This window comes from Halomonas sp. LES1 (genome assembly GCF_031846005.1).
Taxonomy (GTDB): domain Bacteria; phylum Pseudomonadota; class Gammaproteobacteria; order Pseudomonadales; family Halomonadaceae; genus Halomonas.
In genome coordinates this window covers 54,169-73,558 of record NZ_JAVRGC010000004.1, presented here as the reverse complement: position 1 = coordinate 73,558, position 19,390 = coordinate 54,169, and the positions used below count along the sequence as shown (strand labels likewise).

Here is a 19,390-nt window from a genome sequence, read left to right as displayed (position 1 = left end):
CGGGCCTGCTTATGATGTGATCTACATTATCGGCAGGCGGCAGGTTGCCGGCGATCGACTCTTTGGCAAGGCGGAGACCCCCATGGGCAAAACGGTCCTGACACTCGTGCTGGCTCTGGGCGTAACACTGACGGCCTACGGCCAGACCATCTATCGCACCACGGACGCCCAGGGGAATGTGGTATTCACCGATGATCCCGACCTGGGCGGCGAACAGGTGGAGCTGGCGCCGGTGACGGTGGTACCGTCCCGGGGGAGTGCAGACGCCGGCCAGGTCGCGCCGCGGCCTACTACTAATAGTGCGCCCGCGACGTCCCGTCCGGGGCAGCCCTTCATGCCCTATGACAGCTTCCGCATCGTCTCACCGACCCATGAGCAGGCCTTTCCGGTAGGCGTGGCGGGTAATATCGCCGTGGACCTGGGGATCTCGCCCGGCCTGCGCGAGGATCATCGCGTCAGGCTGCTGGTGGATGGCCAGATCAGCCAGTCGGCGATGCACACCTCGGCCTTCATGGTGCCCAACATGAACCCTGGTGAGCACGTGCTGCAGGCCGAGCTGCTGGATGCCCGCGGCGAGATTCGCCACTGCACCTCTCCGGTGACGATCTATGTGCTGCGCGCCAACGTGAATCGCCCGACCAATGGCTGAGGACGCTTCCGGACGTCCCCGCCTCCTCCTGCCATGACACTGTCCCCCTTCTGATCGACGCCTGCCGATAAGAGGAGGGCAGTGTGTTCCGCTGTCTCGATCCCCGCTATCCCGATCCTCGCTGTTTCGCTTGTCGCCGGGGACGGTGCAGGGCGCCACGAAATGCACTAATTTGGTGCATGTATGGCGCGTCTCGTCCCGTCATAAGCCCGGCCAGGGGCCTCGCGCCCTGGCCCGCTTCTTGCTTCATCTAGACGTCCCTCTTGCACAAGCCCTCTTGCAAAAGCTGATCTGGAACCGATATGGCCGCTGCGATGTACCAACGCCTGATGGAACACCTCTCCACTGCCGTGCTGCTGCTGGATGGTGAGCTCAGGGTGACATGGATGAATCCCGCCGCCGAGGCACTGCTTTCGGTCAGCCTGAGCCGAGTTCGGAGAAGTGCACTCTGCTCGTCGATGGAGCAGGAGGATGGGATGGAGGGGGTGCTCACCAAGGCGCTGGATGCCTGCCACCCCTTCACTCGCCGTGAGGCGCGCCTGGTGCTGTTGGGAGGCGAGCCACTGACCGTGGACTTTACCGCAACTCCCCTCGCCGAGGACGAGCTGCTGCTGGAGGTGGAGCCCCGTGATCGTCTGATCCGTATCTCCCGGGAGGAGGCGCTGATGACCCGCCAGGAAACCGTCAAGGTGCTGACCCGGGGGCTGGCCCATGAGGTCAAGAATCCGTTGGGGGGCATTCGTGGCGCGGCTCAGCTGCTGGAGCGCGACCTGGGGAATCCAGCGCATCATGAGTTCACGCGCATCATCATCGAGGAGGTGGATCGCCTGCGCGATCTGGTCGACTCCATGCTGGGGCCCAATCGAGTGGCCCGGCACGAACCTCTCAGCATTCACAAGGTGCTGGAGCGGGTCCGCACTCTGGTGCTTGCCGAACACCCCGGGGTGCGCATCGAGCGTGACTACGACCCCAGCCTGCCGGACCTCTCCGCTGACGAGGCGCAACTGATTCAGGCGGTGCTCAATGTGGTACGCAATGCCATGGTGGCGATGCACGAGGCGTCCACCCCCGAGCCACGGCTGGTGCTGCGCACCCGGGCGCGTCGTCAGTTCACCCTGGGAGCCGAGCGCCATCGGCTGGTGTGCGAGGTGGCGATCATCGACAACGGGCCGGGCATCCCCGAGGCGCTGCAGGAGACGCTCTTCTACCCCATGGTGTCGGGGCGTGCCGGAGGCAGCGGCCTGGGGCTCTCCATCGCCCAGGGGATCCTGCATCAGCACCAGGGGCTGATCGAGTGCGCTTCGGCGCCGGGCCATACCGAATTCCGACTGCTGATTCCTCTGGAGACGCGCCATGACTGATGTTGCACGCGTGATGGTCGTCGATGACGACCGCGCCATCCGCTGGGTGCTGGAGCGCGCCCTGGCCCAGCCCGACCTCGACGTGGAGTGCCTCGAGCGTGCCGACTCGGCTCTCGAACGCCTGCTGGCCGACCCGCCTGACGTGCTGATGACCGATATCCGCATGCCGGGCATCGATGGTCTCGATCTGATGGCCAGGGTGCGCGAGGCGCACCCGGAGCTGCCGGTGATCGTGATGACCGCTCACTCCGACCTGGATAGTGCCGTGGCCTCCTATCAGGGCGGTGCCTTCGAATACCTGCCGAAGCCCTTCGATGTCGATGAGGCACTGGCGCTGGTGCGCCGTGCAGTGGCCCATGCCCGCGAGCGCCGCAGGCCGATCAGCGCCCCGGAGGGACTGGATGCCGAGATCATCGGCGAGGCGCCGGCCATGCAGGAGGTGTTCCGCGCCATCGGCCGGCTCTCCCACTCGCCCATTACGGTGCTGATCAATGGTGAGTCGGGTACCGGCAAGGAGCGCGTCGCCCGGGCGCTGCATCAGCACAGCCCGCGGACGGACAGGCCCTTCGTGGCGCTGAACATGGCGGCGATACCCCACGACCTGATCGAGTCCGAGCTGTTCGGCCACGAGAAGGGGGCCTTTACCGGGGCGACCGCAAGCCGGCAGGGGCGTTTCGAGCAGGCCGACGGGGGCAGCCTGTTTCTCGACGAGATCGGTGACATGCCCGCCGAGGCTCAGACCCGCCTGCTGCGCGTGCTGGCCGACGGCGAGTTCTATCGGGTGGGCGGGCATACCCCGGTGAAGGTGGATGTGCGCATCATCGCCGCCACCCATCAGGATCTGGAGCGGCTGGTGGAGGAGGGGCGCTTCCGCGAGGATCTGTTCCATCGGCTCAATGTGATTCGTGTGCATCTGCCGCGGCTGGCCGAGCGCCGCGAGGATATCCCGCAATTGACGCGTCACTTTCTGGCCGAGGCGGCCAGGGAGCTGGCAACCGACGTCAAGGTGCTGACCCCCGAGGCGGAGCGCTATCTGGCGCGACTGCCCTGGCCCGGTAACGTGCGCCAGCTGGAGAACACCTGCCGCTGGCTGACCGTGATGGCCTCGGGGCGCGAGATTCTCTGCGAGGATTTGCCGCCGGAGCTGCGCCAGGTGAACGAGGAGACGCTAAGCGCCAGCGGCGACTGGCGGGCGGCCTTTCGCGACTGGGCCGATCAGGCCCTGGCCGCCGGCCATATGCACCTGCTGGAGGAGGCGATGCCCGACGTCGAGCGCATCCTGATCGAGACCGCGCTGCGCCATACCGGCGGACGCAAGGGAGAGGCCGCCGAACTGCTGGGCTGGGGGCGCAATACCCTGACGCGAAAATTGAAGACGCTGTTGCCGGCGCTGGCCGAAGGAGAGTGAGGAGGCATGACACGACCCCAGAAAAGTAAGCGGCGAGGCGTGTGCGGAAAGAGCTAACAGCTTGAAGGGGTAAATGGGGAGAGGATAAGGAGGAAAGGAGGGTAAGCCCGCGGCGCTATGGGACGAAAGATGCATTGTGAGGAGGTGACGCCCTGGCTTAGCGTCCATAAGAATGCATTGATTCAGCAGGCCTGCCATGTCCGCTTTCACCACACCGCCCCAGCACATCCACGTTACCGAGGTGGGGTTGCGCGATGGCCTCCAGAACGAGCCGGTGGTGCTGAGTACCGAACAGAAGCTGTCCCTGGCCAGGGCGCTGGTGGCTGCCGGCGTGTGTGAATTCGAGATCAGCTCCTTCGTCAGCTCGCGGGCGGTGCCGGCGCTGGCCGATGCCGCCGAGATGGTTGCGGCGCTGCGTGGTGTGGCGGGCCTTCACCTCTCGGCCCTGGTCCCCAACCTGCGTGGCGCCGAGCGGGCGCTTGAAGCGGGCGTCGACTCGGTGGTGCTGTTCGTCTCCGCCTCCGAGCGTCACAACGCCAAGAACGTCAACCGCAGCGTGGCGGCCTCACTCGAGGGGTTCGAGCAGGTGGCGCGCCGGCTCGAGGGTAGCGATGTAGCCCTCAGGGGGGCCGTCGCCACCGCCTTCGGCTGCCCCTTTACGGGCAATGTCCCGATCGAGTCGGTGACCAGGATCGCCCGACACTTCGCCGACCTGGGCGCGACGCACCTCTCGTTGGGTGATACCACCGGCATGGCCACGCCGCCGCTGGTCACCGAGCGAGTCACACGGCTGCGGGAAGCGACGCCCGACCTTCCACTGACGCTCCACTTTCACAATACCCGCGGCATCGGCCTGGCCAATGTCATGCAGGGGCTGGCGCTCGGCGTCGACCGCTACGAGAGCTCCATCGGCGGGCTCGGCGGCTGCCCCTTTGCGCCGGGGGCCTCGGGCAATATCGCCACCGAGGACCTGGCCTATCTGCTCGAGGAGATGGGGCTCGAGACCGGCCTCGACCTCGAGGGGCTGATTACCGCGGCAGGCCGCGCCAGCGAGCTGATGGGGCGCCGACTGCCGGCCCAGGTCTCCCAGGCCGGCCCCCGCCTGGCACTGAGCGACTGCAGCGTCGTACCCACCGCACAGGGATGATGGCGAACATGACTCCTACTTCTTCCAGCTCTACCGGCTCGCTTGCGGGCGTACGCGTCATCGATCTGACCCGGGTGATCTCCGGCCCCTTCTGTACCCAGATCCTCGGCGACCACGGTGCCGACGTGATCAAGATCGAGCCGCCCGGCAAGGGCGACGTGGTTCGCCAGCAGGGCAATATGGTCGATGGCGAAAGCTGGTACTTCGCCCAGTTCAATCGCAACAAGCGCTCGCTCACCCTCGATCTGCGCAGCGACGAAGGCAAGCAGATCCTGCATCGGCTGCTCGAGGATGCCGACGTGCTGGTGGAGAATTTCCGCCCCGGGGTGCTGAGCAAGATGGGGCTCGACGACGACACCCTGCGCGAGCGTTACCCCCGGCTCGTGGTGGGGCGCATCAACGGTTTCGGCTCCAGCGGGCCCTATCGCGACCGCCCGGCCTACGACTTCATCGCCCAGGCCATGAGCGGCTTCATGGGCGTCAACGGCAGCGCCGATGGCGAGCCGATGCGGGCGGCACCGCCGATCAGCGACATGGTGGCCAGCCAGAACCTGGCCTTCGGCATCTGTGCGGCCCTGGTGCGCCGCGCCACCACGGGGCGGGGCGATATCGTCGAGACGGCCCTGACCAACGGTCTGATCGCCATGATGGGTTACCTGGCGGCGGAGTACTTCGCCACCGACCGCGTGCCGGCCCGCACCGGCAACGATCACCCCATGCTCTATCCCTACGGGCTGTTTACCGCCCGTGATGGCGAGGTGGCGATCGCGCCGAGCAACGACACCATGGTCGAGCGCTTCCTCGGCGCCCTGGACATGCTGCACCTGCTCGAGGACGAGCGCTTCGCCGACAATCGCCGGCGCATGGCCAACCGCGAGGCGCTGCGCGAGATACTCAATGCCATCATCGTGACGCGCCGGGTCGACGAGTGGATCGAGCACTTCAATCACGCGGGGGTCCCCTGCGGACGCGTGCATGACCTGCGCGAGACCTTCGATGACCCCCAGGTGCAGGCCCAGGAGATGCGCCTGGAGCTGACCCAGGCCTCCGGCCGGGTGCCCGTCACCGGCTTTCCGGTCAAACTGCGCGAGGCGCCCGCGAGCCTCTACTACCCGGTGCCTAAGCTCGGGGAGCATACCGACGAGCTGCTGGCCGAACTGGGCATCGAGGGCGATGAGCTGACGACCCTGCGGGAGCGTCGCGTGATTTAAGGCAGTAGAGCCGCGGGCAGGCCGGTCGTGCCTGCCATAACAACAAGCAGAAGGAGCACACCAATGCGTACCGTCAAGAAAGGGGGCCTCGGCCTTGTCGCCGCCACGCTGGCAGGCGTCGGGTTCGCCATCAGCGCGCCGGCCCAGGCGCTGCCGATCAGCGAATGCATCGCGCCGGCCGACCCGGGTGGCGGCTGGGACTTTACCTGTCGCTCGGTCGGCAAGCTGTTGCTGGAGCTGGACCTCGTGGAAAGCCCGGTGCAGATCACCAACATGCCGGGCGGCGTGGGGGCGGTGGCCTTCGCCAACGTCGAGAGCAGCCGGGCCGACGACAGCGACCTGGTGGTGGCCACCAGCACGGTTGGCGTGACCCAGATCGCCCAGGGCAAGTATCCCGGTGGCGCCGATACCATGCGCTGGCTGGCCATGCTGGGCACCGATGTGGGGGTCATCCTGGTCGATGACGAGAGCGAGTACGAGAGCCTCGAGCAGCTGTTGACCACCCTGGTCGAGGATTCGGGCGCCCTGGCCGTGGCCGGCTCCAGTGGGGCCGGTGGCTGGGATCATATCCGTGCCCTGATGCTGGCCAAGGAGGCGGGCATGCCCAATGAACAGATCGGCAACCTGCGCTGGGTGCAGTTCGACGGCGGCGGTCCCGCGGTGACCCAGATGATGGGCGGCCACGTCGACGTGGTCTCCACCGACCTGGGCGAGATCGCCGGTTTCATCGAGTCCGGCGATGTACGCGTGCTGGCGGTGCTCTCCGAGGAGCCGCTGCCCGCTCCCTTCGATGATCTGCCCACCGCCGCCTCCCAGGGCTATGACGTGGCCGGCTACAACTGGCGCGGCTTCTATACCGGTGGCGAGGTCTCCGATGAGGACTATGCCGCCATGGTCGATGACCTGAAGTCCCTCTACGACAGCGAGGAGTGGAAGGCGGTGGCCGAGCAGAATGGCCTGGTGCCGCTATGGCGAGGTGGCGATGAGTTCAACGGCTTCGTGCTGGAAACCATCGACCAGGTGGAGTCCATTTCGCGAGAGATCGGAGTCATCGAGTGAAAGAGGGGGGCGGGGCGGTCGGTGATCGTATCACCGGGGTAGTGCTGTTGTTGGTGGCAGCGGTTGCCTGGTGGCTGTCCCACGACTACACCAGCGGTTTCGGGCAGACGATAGGGCCGGGGGCCTTCCCGCGTCTGGTCAGCGTGCCCCTGGGGCTGTTGTCGCTCTACTTGATCGCCCGCCCGGGAGTGAATCAGCGCTGGCCGGAACGGTCGGCGCTGCTCCGCCAGCTTAGCCTGCTGGTCCTGCTGATGGTCTATGCGGGACTGATTCAGCCGCTGGGCTTTCTGCCTACCGCCCTGCTGACCGTGACCCTGATGATCCGGCTCTTCGGTGCCAGCTGGCGCCAGGCCCTGCCGTTCGGGTTGCTGCTGACCCTGGGCCTCTATCTTCTCTTCGAATTCGCCCTCGGCATGCCGCTGCCCGACATGCCGGGCATGAACTGGTAAACGCGCCATGGAACTCCTCGCCTTTCTCGCCCAGGGTTTCGCCGTGGCGCTCGAGCCCCAGCACCTGTTTCTGGCGCTGGTGGGTTGCGCGCTGGGCACCCTGATCGGAGCGCTGCCCGGCCTCGGGCCGGTCAACGGGGTGGCGCTGATGATCCCGCTCACCTTCAACTTCAGCCTCTCGGCCACGGCCGCGCTGATCCTGCTGGTCAGCATCTACTACGGCTGCATGTATGGCGGCCGTATCAGCTCCATCCTGCTCAATATCCCCGGCGACGAGCCGGCCATGATGACCACCCTGGATGGCTTTCCCATGGCGCAGCAGGGCCGTGGCGGTGAGGCGCTGGGGCTGACCGGTGTCGCCTCCTTCATCGGCGCCCTGGTGTCGACGGTGGGTCTGGTGCTGTTCGCCCCGGTGCTGGTGGATTTCGCCATCCGCTTCGGTCCGGCCGAGTACTTCGCGCTGTTCGTGCTGGCCTTCGCCACCATCGGTGGGGTGACCGGGGGGCACCTGGCGAAGAGTTTCCTGGCCGCCTGCCTGGGACTGCTGCTGGGCACCGTGGGCATCGATGCGGTCAGCAGCGTGCCCCGCTACACCTTCGGCTGGTATGAGCTCTACGATGGCATCGACTTCATCGTGGCGCTGGTGGGACTGTTCGCCATCTCCGAGTGCCTGGTGTTCCTGGAGGATAGCCATCAGGGGCGCAAGCCCACCATGTCTCTGGGCTCGGCCCTGCCGGGTGTGCGCACCGCCTGGCGCTGCCGTGGCACTATCGGGCGCAGCTCGGTGCTGGGTTTCATCGCCGGCGTGCTGCCGGGAGCGGGGGCGGCGCTGGGCAGCTTCCTCTCCTATACCCTGGAGCGGCGCTGGCAGGGCGCGCGGGGCCATTTCGGCCGCGGCGACCCCCACGGGGTGGCGGCCCCGGAGGCGGGCAATAACGCCGCCGCCGGTGGCGCGCTGATTCCCATGCTGTCGCTGGGCATTCCCGGCAGCGGGACCACGGCCATCCTGCTGGCCCTGCTGCTGTCGATGAATATCACCCCGGGGCCGCTGCTGTTCGAGAACCAGCCCGAGCTGGTATGGGGCCTGGTGGCGGCGCTGTTTATCGGCAACCTGATGCTGCTGGCACTCAATATCCCGCTGGTGGGGCTCTTCGCCCGCGTGCTGCGTGCGCCGGGCTGGTTCCTGATGCCCATGGTGGTCATGGTCGCCTTCGTCGGGGTCTATTCGCTCGGCAACAGCGCCTTCGACCTCTACCTGATGCTGGCCTTCGGCGTGCTGGGCTATGTGCTGCGCAAGCTGGAGATCCCCACGGTGCCGGTGGTGCTGGGGCTGCTGCTGGGGGGACAGATGGAGTACAACCTGCGTCGCGCCATGTCGATCTCCGGGGGCGACTGGAGCATCATCTGGAACAGTGGCATCTCGGTGGGGATCTATCTCTTCGCCATTGCGCTGCTGCTGGGCGGGCTGCTGTTCCACTGGCTGATGAAACGGCGAGTGTAGATCGACGGCAGGGGGGAGAGGGAGTGCTGCCAGGACGAACTGCTCTCCTCTTCGAGCCATGCTCTTCAGATCAACATCTGTGTTTCCCTGCGAGTCGCACCCTCACCGAGGCTTCAACGACTCCAACGAAAAAGGGGCGCCGACATGCCGGCGCCCCTTTCCTATTGGGCCTCGTCCCGCAGGGGGCGAGGCTCGCTTAGCCTTGCGCGAGGGGGCGGGTGCGCGCCTCCAGCCAGGCCAGGGCGTCGCCCTCGAGATGGGGGGCGAGTCGTTCGCGCACCTCGGCGTGGTAGGCGTCGAGCCAGTCGGTCTCGGCGGCGTCGAGCAGCGCGACGTCGAGGCAGCGGGTGTCGATCGGACACAGGGTCAGCGTCTCGAAGCGCAGGAAGTCACCGAAGTCGCTCGCCTCGCCCGGCCGGTTGGCGACCAGGTTCTCGATGCGCACCCCCCACTGCCCCGGCCGATACACCCCGGGCTCGATGGAGGTGATCATCCCCGCACGCATGGCGGTGTGGGGCGCCACCGGCGCGCCGGCGCTGATCACCTGGGGCCCCTCGTGGACGTTGAGAAAGTAGCCCACGCCGTGGCCGGTTCCGTGACCGTAGTCGCGGCCGGTGGCCCATAGCGGTGCCCGGGCGATGGCGTCCAGGCGGGGCGCGGCGATGCCCTGTGGGAACTGGGCCCGGGAGAGGGCGATGGTGCCCTTGAGCACCAGGCTGCAGTCCTCGCGCTGGGCCGCCGAGACCTCGCCTACCGGCACCATGCGAGTGATGTCGGTGGTGCCACCGTGGTACTGGCCGCCGGAGTCGATCAGCAGCAGGCCGTCGCCCTCGATCACCGCATGGGCCTCGGGCGTGGCCCGGTAGTGGGGCAGGGCGCCGTTGGCGTTGAAGGCGGCGATGGTGTTGAAGCTCTCGCTGACGAAGTGCGCATCCCGGGCGCGCTCCTCGCGCAGCCGCGTCTCCACGTCCAGCTCGGTGACCCGCTCGCCGCGCGAAAGCGCCTGCTCCAGCCAGGCGAAGAAGCGGCACAGGGCGGCCCCGTCGGCCTCCATGGTGCGACGCACATGGGCCAGTTCCTGGTCGGTCTTGCACCCCTTGTCCAGGGTGCTGGGCTGGAAGGCCTCGACCACCGTCATCTCGGCGGGTAGTGCCTGGCGGGTGCCCAGGGTCAGCCTGGCCGGGTCGAGCAGCACGCATGACTCGGCGGGCAGGGCGGCGAGATGCGCGCGCCAGTCGTCGTAGGGAGCGATGTCGATGCCGTCGGCGGCCAGCGCCGCCTCGAGCTCGGCCTCGACGGTGCCGGGGGCGACGAACAGGGTCGCCGTCTCCCGGCCGACCAGCAGATGGGCGAGGAACACCGGGTTGTAGGCGACGTCGTCGCCGCGCAGCTGGGTCAGCCAGGCGATGTCGTCCAGGGTCGAGATCGGGTGCCAGTCGGCACCCTGCTCGGTCATGGCCGCGCGCACCCGCGCCAGGCGCTCGGGGCGCGTCTCGTCCCGGAAGGCGGCGGGCTGGGCGTAGAGCGGCTGGGCCGGCAGCGCCGGTCGCCCCGGCCAGATGGCGTCGAGCAGGTCCAGGTCACCGCGCTGGGCGATGCCGACGGGGCCGAGAATCTCCTCCATCTGGCTGGCGTGGGCCAGGGCGACCACCTGGGCATCGTAGCCAACGGTGGCACCGGCCGGCAGGCGCTCGGCCAGCCACGCCATGGGCGCCGTGGCCTGGCCCTGAACCAGTTTCATCATGGCGATGCCGCTGCCCGCCAGCTGAGCCTCGGCCTGCACGAAGTAACGGCTGTCGACCCACATTCCGGCGGCCTCCTGGGTCACCACCAGGGTGCCCACCGAGCCGTCGAAGCCGGAGAGCCAGGCGCGGCCGGCCCAGTGCTCGGGCAGGTACTCGGAGTTGTGGGGGTCGGAGGAGGGCAGCCACCAGGCGTCGATGGCGTGCTCGCGCATGGCGGTGCGCAGGGCGGCGAGTCGATCCGCGGGCGTCGAGAGGGCGTGGCTCATGTCAGGCTCCAGAGGTCGAGGAGGAGGAAGAGGTGGCGGTGGTGCGCTGGCCGCCCTTGAGCATGCGGCCGATCAGCGGTGTCAGCAGCGCCAGAACCAGGGCACAGAGTACCAGTGCCACGGCCGAGCGGCCGAACAGTGCCGGCAGCTCGGTGAGCTTGTCGGCGCTGACGTTGCCGCCGATCAGGCCGGCCACCAGGTTGCCCAGCGCCAGGGAGGTGAACCACAGGCCCATCAGCTGGCCGCGGATGCGCTGGGGCGCCAGGGTGCTCATGGTGGAGAGGCCCACCGGGCTCAGGCACATCTCGCCGAGGGTCAGCAGCAGCAGACTGGCGGTGATCCACAGCGGCGAGACCAGGCCGTCGCCGACCAGCACCTGGCGGGCGGCGAGCATCATCAGGCCGAAGCCCGCGGCGGCGAACAGCAGCCCCATCACGAACTTGGTGGCGCTGCCCGGCTCCAGTCCGCGGCGGCCCAGGGCCGGCCACAGCCAGCCGAACAGCGGGCCGAGCAGAATGATGAAGACGGCATTGAGCGACTGGAACCACACCGTGGGGATCTCCCAGCCGAACAGGGCGCGGTCGGTGTAGTCGTTGGCGAAGAGGTTGTAGGAGGTGGGTTGCTGCTCGAAGGAGGCCCAGAAGAAGGCCGAGGCGACGATCAGCAGGAAGGCCACCACCACCCTGGCGCGCTCCCGGGCGTCGAGGCCGGCGAAGGCCATCAGGTAGACGAAGAAGCCCAGGGCGCAGACGATGATCACGCTGGTCATGGCCTCGGCGATCGCCACCGGCTCGAGCCGGATCACGCCGACGGCCGCGAGCGCCACCAGGGCGGCGCCGAGGATCGACAGCCCCGAGACCGCCAGGCCCACGCCGCGACGCTTGACCGCCGGGGCGTCCCAGCTGGCCTCGCGACCGCGCTCGGCGTCGGCGCGGCGCATGGCGGGGATCGCCCACAGGCGGAAGATCAGCAGAGCCGCCAGCATGCCCAGGCCGCCGATGCCGAAGCCCCAGTGCCAGCCGCCGCTCTCGATCAAGAGGCCGGTCATCAGCGGGGCCAGCAGGGCTCCCAGGTTGATGCCCATGTAGAAGATCGCGAAGCCGCCGTCGCGACGAGCATCCTCCTCCTCGTAGAGGCTGCCCACCATCACGGTGATGCAGGTCTTGAACAGCCCCGAGCCGAGCACGATCAGCAGCAGGCCGACGAAGAAGGCGCTGGCACCCCACAGCGCCGAGAGGGCGATGGCCAGATGGCCCAGGGCGATCAGGATCGAGCCATACCAGACGGCGCGGCGCTGACCCAGCCAGTTGTCGGCCAGCCAGCCGCCGGGCAGGGCGGAGAGGTAGATGGCACCGGCGTAGATGCCGACGATGGCCGCGGCATCCTCGCGGCTGAAGCCGAGACCGCCCTCGGCGAGGCCGGCGGCCATGAACAGCACCAGCAGCGGGCGGATGCCGTAGTAGGAGAAACGCTCCCACATCTCGGTGAAGAACAGTGACCCGAGCGGTCGGGGGTGGCCGAAGAAGCCGCGATCCCCTCGGGATGTCGCGGCGGGAGCATCGGAAGTCGAGGTCATGAAGCGTCTGCCTTGTCAGGTGTTTGTGGCGTTGGGGCCGCGTCGAGCGGGATGCTGCCAGGCGAGCCTGCGGTCTGGCTCCGCCCTTGCCTGGTGTTCTTGCTGAATGACGCGGTCTGGGTAGACGATTCTATGGAAATTCGTTAGTAGGCGAAACGATATTGATTGGTCGCGGTGCATCACGATGGCCAGGTTGCATCCGCCGGTGCCAGAATGGGGCTTCCAAGGAGAGATTGCCCATGACGCAGATGAGTTGGGAGCGGCTGCTCGATCCGGGGCGGCTACATGACCGGCGCGGCGCGCGCCCCGGGAACGGCCGCGGTGAGATCGGCCGCAGCCCCTTCCACAAGGATCACGACCGGATCGTCTTCGCCGGCTCCTTCCGGCGGCTGGGGCGCAAGACCCAGGTGCACCCGCTGACCGACAATGACCACATCCATACACGGCTGACCCACTCGCTGGAGGTTGGCTGTGTGGGGCGCTCGCTGGGCATGATCGTCGGCGAGGGGCTGAGCGGCCGGCTGCCGGCATGGATCACACCGGCCGACCTGGGTGTGATCGTGCAGGCCGCCTGCCTCGGTCACGATATCGGCAATCCGCCCTTCGGCCATGCCGGGGAGTACGCCATCCGCGACTGGTTCAAGCGCGCCGAGGCCGATGGCAAGGGGTTGCTCGAGGGGCTGTCACCCCTGGAGCGCGAGGATCTGCTGACCTACGAGGGCAATGCCCAGGGCTTCCGGGTGGTTACCCAGATCGAGTACAACCAGTTCCGTGGCGGCATGCGCCTGACCACGGCGACCCTGGGGACCCTGCTCAAGTATCCCTGGACGGTGGAACATGGCGGAGCGGCGGGCAAGTTCAGCTGCTATCAGAGCGAGCGTGAGCTGCTGGTCGAGGTGGTCGAACGACTGGGGCTGTTGCCCAGGGGTGAGGGGCGCTGGTGCCGCCACCCACTGGCCTGGCTGGTCGAGGCCGCCGACGATATCTGCTATGCCCTGCTCGACCTGGAGGATGGCCTGGAGATGGACATCCTGCGCTATGACGAAGTCGCCGAGATCCTGATCCAGATCGCCGGTGGGGCTCCGAGCGACTACACCGCCATGCAGCGCCAGGGGGTCTCCCAGCGTCGGCGCATCGCGGCCCTGCGTGGAGCGGCCATGGAGCGCGCGGTCAACGACGTGGGGGCGGTGTTCGTGCAGCATGAGGCGGAACTGCTGGGGGGGCGACTGCAGGCAGACCTGCTGGAATTGTGTCATCCCGATCTGGACTGGGGGGTGAAGGCGGCCAAGCAGCTGGCCCGGGAGCGCATTTTCCAGAACGAGCGCAAGGCCAAGCTCGAGATCGGGGCCTACACCACCCTGGGCATCCTGCTCGAGGCCTTTATCGGTGCGGCCCATGAGCTGCACTACACCGGCAGGTCGACCTTCAAGCACCAGCGGGTGCTGGCGCTGATCGGCGAGAATACGCCGCGCTCCTCATGGAGCCTCTACGACAGTTATCGACGCATGCTCGACTTTATCGGTGGCATGACCGATCACTATGCCGTGGACCTGGCCCAGGAGATGGGAGGGCGGCTGCGCGGGGATTGAGTCGACTCGGCGGACCCCGTTACTCGCCTGGTACCTGGCTCGCTCCGGCATGCTCGAGCAGGGTGGCGATGACCGCATCGTGGGTGGCGGCATCGAAGTCGCCGGGACAGAGTTCGGCCAGGCGGCTGGCCAGCTGGTCGCCGCTGGCCACCAGCAGGTCGTCGGGTCCCTGGCTGGCGTCCACCTGCCAGCCGGGAAGGGTCAACACGCCCATCACCGGTACCGTGCGGCCGGTGCGTGAGCTCAGCCACTCGGCCATCCAGCGCGCCAGGTCGCGGGTCTTGTTCAGCGGTGTGCGCTCGCTCCAGCCCGGGAAGCGCAGCCGCGAGGGCTCTACCACGAGCCGGTACTGCTCTTCTCCGGAGGGGGTAAAGGGGCGGGAGCGGGCTCGGGTCTCCACCACGAAGACGCCACAGGGTGTGACCACCACGTGGTCGATGCGTGTATCGGCCGCCGGCACATCGTGAAAGACGTAGAAGGGGTGGGCCTCCGGGCGCACCAGCCGTTCCAGCTCCTGGCCGACTGCCAGTTCGCAGGCCAGCCCCAACTTGAGGCGGCGTATGCGCTGGAAGTCACGCATCAGTCGAAAGCTGAAGGTCAGCACCAGTAGGGTGCTCAGCGCTCCGTAGAAGGCCCACTCCACCCAGATCTGTTCCGTGGCAAGGAGCATGCGGCCCATACCATAGACCAGCGGGGCAAGCGTGATGATGGGGCCCAGGGCACCACTCAGGTAGAGTCCGGCGAAGGCGTCGTCGAGACGGTCGCGCAGCTGCTGGCCGGGCTCACGCAGCGGTTGGGCATCGAAGGGGGAGTGCACCCGTGCATCATGGAGGTTGCGAAGCGCCACGACGATTCCCCCCATGGCGGCGAGGGGAAACAGGAAGATCAGGGGTAGCAGGTATTCCAGCCAGGCCATCGGGATTCCTTGCTAGGGGGGAAGCGGCGAGAGGTGGCCCATTCTAGACAACCTGCCCCGCGTGGGGCCATGCTCTGTTTGGCGCAGACAGCGAGGCATCAGGATGACGGCAGCACAGGTGAAACCCGAGACCAGCGAGGCAAATCTGGCGGCACTCGTCGAATTTGTCGAGCGCCATCCACGGCTGGCGGTTCTCGGTGGCGCCGGCATCAGCACCGCCAGTGGCATTCCCGATTATCGCGACGCCGCCGGCGAGTGGAAACGCTCGCCGCCCATGGAGCATCGCCAGTTCATGGGCAGTCATGCCGCTCGGCAGCGCTACTGGGCCCGCGCCCTGGTGGGCTTTCGCACCCTGGATGAGGCGCGGCCCAATGCGGCGCACCAGGCCCTGGCGCGACTCGAGAGCCTGGGGCATGTTCGCGGGATGATCACCCAGAACGTGGATGGCCTGCATCAGCGCGCCGGCTCGCGGCGGGTGATCGACCTGCATGGTCGCGCCGACCGGGTGCGCTGCATGGGATGCGACGCCAGCCGCATGCGTCATGCCCTGCACGCGGAGCTCGAGAGCCTCAATCCGCGCTGGACGACCCTCGGCGCGGCCACTGCACCGGACGGGGATGCCGATCTGGAAGCGGATTTCTCCGCCTTCCGGGTGCCCGAATGCTCGCGCTGCGGCGACGGTATCTGGAAGCCCGATGTGGTGTTCTTCGGTGACAGCGTGCCGCGTGGCGTGGTCGAGCGCGCCTTCGCTCTGATCGAGGAGTGTGATGCCCTGCTGGTGGTGGGTTCCTCGCTGATGGTCTATTCGGGCTTTCGCTTCGCACGCGCCGCGGCCCGGCAGGGCAAGCCCATCGCCTGCCTCAACCTGGGGCGTACCCGTGCCGACGACCTCTATACCCTGAAGGTGGCGGCCCCGGTAGACGCCTCGCTCGGGGCGCTGGTCGAGCGGCTGGAAGCCCGGCTTGCCGAGGGGCGCCTCAACCGCCGGCCAGCTTGACCGTGTAGCCGCGGGTCTCGAGCTCCGCCTTGAGTGTCTCGCGGTGGTCGCCCTGGATCTCGATCACCCCCTCCTTGACGGCGCCGCCGGTGCCGCAGCGCTTCTTCAACAGCTTGGCCAGACGCTTGAGATCGGCCTCGGGCAGTGGCACGCCGCTGATGGTGGTGACGCCCTTGCCCTTGCGGCCGCTGGTCTCGCGGCGAATCCGCACGATGCCGTCGAGTTCGGCAAGGCGTGCCTGTTCCGCCTGCTCGGCACAGCGACAGTCGGCGACGGGTTGGCGGCAGTCGGGGCAGGTCTCGCCATGCTCGGTGGAGTAGACGAGACCGCGCAGCTGGTCCTGGAGTGATGACATGATGTGGCTCCCGGGGTGGGTGGCTTCAGGCCGGGATGATAGCGGCTGTGGCCGCGACCTGCATGGCCCTCAGTGCATGGCGGTGCGTGCGTCCAGGTCGCGTGAGAGGCGCGATACCACCGAGGGGAGCTGGAACATGCTGGTGATCATGATGGCGCCCTCGGGCGTGATTTCCGCATCGGAGAAGCGGTTGAGGTGAACGACCAGCATGCCGGCATCGAGGGCCGCTTTGACGCCGACCACCGAATCCTCGATGGCCAGGCAGTGGTGGGGGGAGTAGCCCATCCTCTGTGCCGCGTGCAGGTAGAGGCAGGGGTCCGGTTTCCAGCAGTTGGCGGTGTAGGCGCTGAACAGATGGTCGCCGAACAGGGTGTCCAGGCCGGTAGCCACCAGGGAGGTACGGATCTTGTTCTCGGGCCCGTTGGAGACCACGCCCATGGGGAAGGTCGACAGGGCCGCCAGTGCTTCGGTGGCACCCTCGATGGGAATGAGCTCTGTCGCCAGACGCCGGTCGAGGTTGGCTCGCATGCTGGTTTCCAGTGGCTCGAGCACCTTGGGATCGACGCTGCCATGGCGGCTCTCCAGCTCGGCGACGATGCGTCGGAAGCGCGCCCCGCGGAACTCGCCGATATAGTCGGTGGCCTGGAACGGCAGGCCCACGGCGTTCAGTGCCGTGGCCATCTCGTCGGCGAGCAGCGGCTCGCTATCGACCAGGGTGCCGTCGCAGTCGAAGAGCAGGCAGAGTGGATGTGCCATCACCGGGCCTCACGAGGAAACAGGGCGTTATAGATCCATTGTTACAGATGTCTGGGCTCCCTGCCCATTATTAAAGCCCAGTTACGCTGATTTTTGAACACTGTTCATAAATATCCCGAAAAACCGGATGTCACGGGGGCACGGCGCTGGTATTCGCGGTCCTCGCGGCCACCCACCTATACTGACGACGCGTCTCGGTCAGGAGTGGGCCAATGAATTTCGAACGTGTCGTCTTCGGTTTTTTCATCATCCTCACCCTGAGCCTCAATGCCGCCTTCGTCGCGCATGGCCTCGAGGCGGCAGCGCATCATAATGTGTGGATTCTCACCCTTGCCATCATCGCCAACCTGGTGGCGATCGGTCTGAAGCTGGGGGATCGCTCCGAGACCGGCGCCTTGTTGTTGGCATCCGGGCTGGTGGCGGGGGCCCTGCTGATCACGGCGCGTATCATCTGGATCGTCACGGTGCCCAGTGGCTGGGGCGTGCCGGAAGCGGGCGCCATGGCCGATATCATCTCGATCGCCAGGGGGGCGCTGGTGGCGAATATCATCGCAACGGCGATTCTGGTCGGCGATACGCTGCTCTCGCGGCGCTAGTTGAGCGAACGGGCCGATGACGACCACTTCCGATCTCGACCGTGTAGGAATGATCCTTCTGCGCTACATGCGCCGGCCGCTGTTCGTGCTGCTCTTCGTCTATTCGGTGGGGATCATCGGCATGGTCCTGATGCCGGGGCGGGTCGTCGATGGTGAAACGACCCATATGGACCTCTTCCACGCCTTCTATTTCTTTACCTACACGGCGACCACGACCGGCTTCGGCGAACTACCCAACGGTTTCAGCGATGAACAGCGCCTGTGGACGATCTTCTGCCTCTATACCGGTGCCATCGCCTGGTTCTATGCGATTGGATCGCTGATCAACCTGGTTCAGAACCCCCACTTCATCCAGTCCATGGATGGCTTCCGGTTCGCGCGCAAGGTCAGGCGCAACGCGGAGCCTTTCGTCATCCTGTGCGGTTTCGGTGATGCCGGCAGTCTGCTTGCCCGGGGACTGAGCGACCATCGCATGCGAGCGGTGATTCTCGATGTGGACCCGGAGCGCATCAAGGCGCTGGGGGTACGCGACTACACGGTGGCGATGCCGGGGCTCTGCGCGGATGCCAGTGCGCCCAAGCATCTCCTGGCGGCAGGGGTCGAGCACCCCGCCTGTCGGGCCCTGGTGACGCTGACCAACGATGACGATACCAATCTCAAGATTGCGGTGATGGCACGGCACCTCAATCCACGGCTGCGGGTCATCTGCCGTTCCACCTCGACGCGTCATGGCGCCACGCTACGAGCGCTGGACAATGTCACGGTGGTCGATCCCTTCATGATCTTCGCGCAGCTTCTCTACTGGGTGATCGCACGCTCCGAGCTCCATAACCTCAATGCGTGGTTTGTCGGCGCAACCGGCGTGACACTTGGCGCGCCGTTGCGGGTGCCCCAGGGGGAGTGGATCCTGTGCGGGTTCGGCCGAATGGGCCACCGGATCCATCGTTGTCTCCATGACCATGGCATCGGCGTCCGCGTTATCGATCCGGGCGAGGGAAGTGATGAGACGGAGACGGAAGGGGATCCGGTGTTGGCCCAGGCCGACCACTCGGCGCTGGAGGCGGCCGGTATCGGAGACGCTGCCGGTATCGTTGCCGCGATGAATCGCGATGCCGACAATCTCAGTACGCTGCTGTCGGTCAATGAGCTCAACCCCGATGTGTTCCGCATCGTGCGTCAGAACAGCCATGCGAATCAGGTGGTCTTCGACGCCGCAAGGACCGATCTGGTCCTTCAGCACAGCCTGACAACGGCGCGTCGCATCCTGAAGCTGCTGATCTCGCCGCTGATCCAGGAGTTGATCGACTGGCTGGCGCAGCGGGAGCCGACCCGGACGGAGGCCCTGGTGGCTCGACTGCAGGCGGCCGTCGGTGACGAACCCCCACACCTGTGGTCGGTCAGACTGAACCCGGACGAGGCGCCGGCCGTGACCCGACTCCTGAGCGAGGAGGGCGTGGTCACGCCCGGAGCCCTGTGTCGTGATGCGCGCGCCTTCTCCCAGGCGCTACCGTGCGAAATGCTGGCCATTCGCCGCGAGGGGCAGTCGATCATGCTACCGGACGCCGACTTTCCCCTCGGGGCGGGGGATGAGCTGCTCTTCTGCGGGGTCCAGGCGGCGGAGCTCATGCTGCAGGCGACGCTCCATAATCCCTATACGCTTCATTATGTCCTGACGGGAGTCGACCCACCGCGAGGCTATGTGTTCACGTGGCTTGCTGATAGGTTTGGGGGGCGTTGCCGTGGCAACACGTCGAACAGCCGGCACCCTCGAACATGACGCTCCAGGCGTGCACAGGGGCGATATCCTTG

The 19,390-nt window shown here is 66.9% G+C and carries 17 protein-coding genes; 12 read left to right on the top strand and 5 right to left on the bottom strand.

Annotated elements, in window-relative coordinates; translation table 11 throughout:
- The first annotated feature begins 82 nt into the window (after window positions 1–82).
- The 8 genes from RM463_RS10660 to RM463_RS10625 all read left to right on the top strand — a co-directional run bounded on the left by RM463_RS10660 (window position 83) and on the right by RM463_RS10625 (window position 8,785).
- On the top strand, window positions 83–649 hold the full coding sequence (locus tag RM463_RS10660; RefSeq protein ID WP_311429995.1) for a DUF4124 domain-containing protein: 567 nt from the start codon (window positions 83–85) through the stop codon (window positions 647–649).
- Between the two features lie 314 nt (window positions 650–963).
- Window positions 964–2,010, top strand: coding sequence for a nitrogen regulation protein NR(II) (gene glnL, locus RM463_RS10655; protein WP_311430138.1), 1,047 nt, complete (start codon window positions 964–966; stop codon window positions 2,008–2,010).
- Window positions 2,003–3,418, top strand: a complete 1,416-nt coding sequence (ntrC, locus tag RM463_RS10650) for a nitrogen regulation protein NR(I) (RefSeq protein WP_311429994.1) — start codon at window positions 2,003–2,005, stop codon at window positions 3,416–3,418. Before glnL ends, ntrC begins: the two co-directional genes overlap by 8 nt.
- A 196-nt stretch (window positions 3,419–3,614) precedes the next feature.
- A complete protein-coding gene (locus RM463_RS10645; RefSeq protein WP_311429993.1) occupies window positions 3,615–4,565 on the top strand; it encodes a hydroxymethylglutaryl-CoA lyase in 951 nt (316 codons plus the stop codon).
- Window positions 4,566–4,573: 8 nt separating this feature from the next.
- Window positions 4,574–5,776 carry a CoA transferase gene (locus RM463_RS10640; RefSeq protein ID WP_311429992.1) on the top strand — a complete coding sequence of 401 codons (1,203 nt, stop codon included), beginning with the start codon at window positions 4,574–4,576 and terminating at the stop codon, window positions 5,774–5,776.
- Between the two features lie 63 nt (window positions 5,777–5,839).
- Entirely contained in the window at window positions 5,840–6,835 is a 996-nt protein-coding gene (locus RM463_RS10635; protein ID WP_311429991.1) for a tripartite tricarboxylate transporter substrate-binding protein, read from the top strand.
- Window positions 6,832–7,284 (top strand): tripartite tricarboxylate transporter TctB family protein, encoded by a 453-nt coding sequence (locus RM463_RS10630; protein ID WP_311429990.1) that lies wholly within the window; start codon window positions 6,832–6,834, stop codon window positions 7,282–7,284. The genes RM463_RS10635 and RM463_RS10630 overlap by 4 nt, the downstream gene beginning before the upstream one ends.
- 7 nt (window positions 7,285–7,291) lie before the next feature.
- Window positions 7,292–8,785, top strand: coding sequence for a tripartite tricarboxylate transporter permease (locus RM463_RS10625; protein WP_311429989.1), 1,494 nt, complete (start codon window positions 7,292–7,294; stop codon window positions 8,783–8,785).
- 196 nt (window positions 8,786–8,981) lie between these two features.
- Here RM463_RS10625 and RM463_RS10620 read toward each other — a convergent pair whose 3' ends face one another.
- Both RM463_RS10620 and RM463_RS10615 read right to left on the bottom strand, forming a co-directional pair.
- Window positions 8,982–10,796 carry an aminopeptidase P family protein gene (locus RM463_RS10620; RefSeq protein WP_311429988.1) on the bottom strand — a complete coding sequence of 605 codons (1,815 nt, stop codon included), beginning with the start codon at window positions 10,794–10,796 and terminating at the stop codon, window positions 8,982–8,984.
- Between the two features lies 1 nt (window position 10,797).
- Window positions 10,798–12,372 (bottom strand): peptide MFS transporter, encoded by a 1,575-nt coding sequence (locus RM463_RS10615; RefSeq protein WP_311429987.1) that lies wholly within the window; start codon window positions 12,370–12,372, stop codon window positions 10,798–10,800.
- Between the two features lie 239 nt (window positions 12,373–12,611).
- On the opposite strand from RM463_RS10615, the gene RM463_RS10610 reads away from it, so the two are divergent.
- Entirely contained in the window at window positions 12,612–13,961 is a 1,350-nt protein-coding gene (locus RM463_RS10610; RefSeq protein ID WP_132041593.1) for a deoxyguanosinetriphosphate triphosphohydrolase, read from the top strand.
- Between the two features lie 19 nt (window positions 13,962–13,980).
- On the opposite strand, the gene RM463_RS10605 is transcribed toward RM463_RS10610, so the two are convergent.
- On the bottom strand, window positions 13,981–14,877 hold the full coding sequence (locus RM463_RS10605) for a nuclease-related domain-containing protein (RefSeq protein ID WP_311429986.1): 897 nt from the start codon (window positions 14,875–14,877) through the stop codon (window positions 13,981–13,983).
- 103 nt (window positions 14,878–14,980) lie between these two features.
- Here RM463_RS10605 and RM463_RS10600 point away from each other — a divergent pair, with 103 nt between their 5' ends.
- Entirely contained in the window at window positions 14,981–15,874 is an 894-nt protein-coding gene (locus RM463_RS10600) for an NAD-dependent protein deacetylase (protein ID WP_311429985.1), read from the top strand.
- On the opposite strand, the gene RM463_RS10595 is transcribed toward RM463_RS10600, so the two are convergent.
- Together RM463_RS10595 and RM463_RS10590 are read right to left on the bottom strand one after the other, a co-directional pair.
- Window positions 15,855–16,229, bottom strand: a complete 375-nt coding sequence (locus tag RM463_RS10595) for a translation initiation factor Sui1 (RefSeq protein WP_311429984.1) — start codon at window positions 16,227–16,229, stop codon at window positions 15,855–15,857. The genes RM463_RS10600 and RM463_RS10595 overlap by 20 nt on opposite strands.
- Window positions 16,230–16,298: 69 nt before the next feature.
- Complete coding sequence (locus RM463_RS10590) at window positions 16,299–16,985, bottom strand: HAD-IA family hydrolase (RefSeq protein ID WP_311429983.1); 687 nt, start codon at window positions 16,983–16,985, stop codon at window positions 16,299–16,301.
- 212 nt (window positions 16,986–17,197) lie between these two features.
- Between RM463_RS10590 and RM463_RS10585 the strand changes: the two genes are divergently transcribed.
- Both RM463_RS10585 and RM463_RS10580 read left to right on the top strand, forming a co-directional pair.
- The gene (locus tag RM463_RS10585) at window positions 17,198–17,581 is read left to right on the top strand and encodes a DUF6394 family protein (protein WP_132041587.1); all 384 of its coding nucleotides are present in this window, start codon (window positions 17,198–17,200) and stop codon (window positions 17,579–17,581) included.
- A gap of 16 nt (window positions 17,582–17,597) precedes the next feature.
- Complete coding sequence (locus RM463_RS10580; RefSeq protein WP_311429982.1) at window positions 17,598–19,358, top strand: NAD-binding protein; 1,761 nt, start codon at window positions 17,598–17,600, stop codon at window positions 19,356–19,358.
- The last annotated feature ends 32 nt before the right edge of the window (window positions 19,359–19,390 follow it).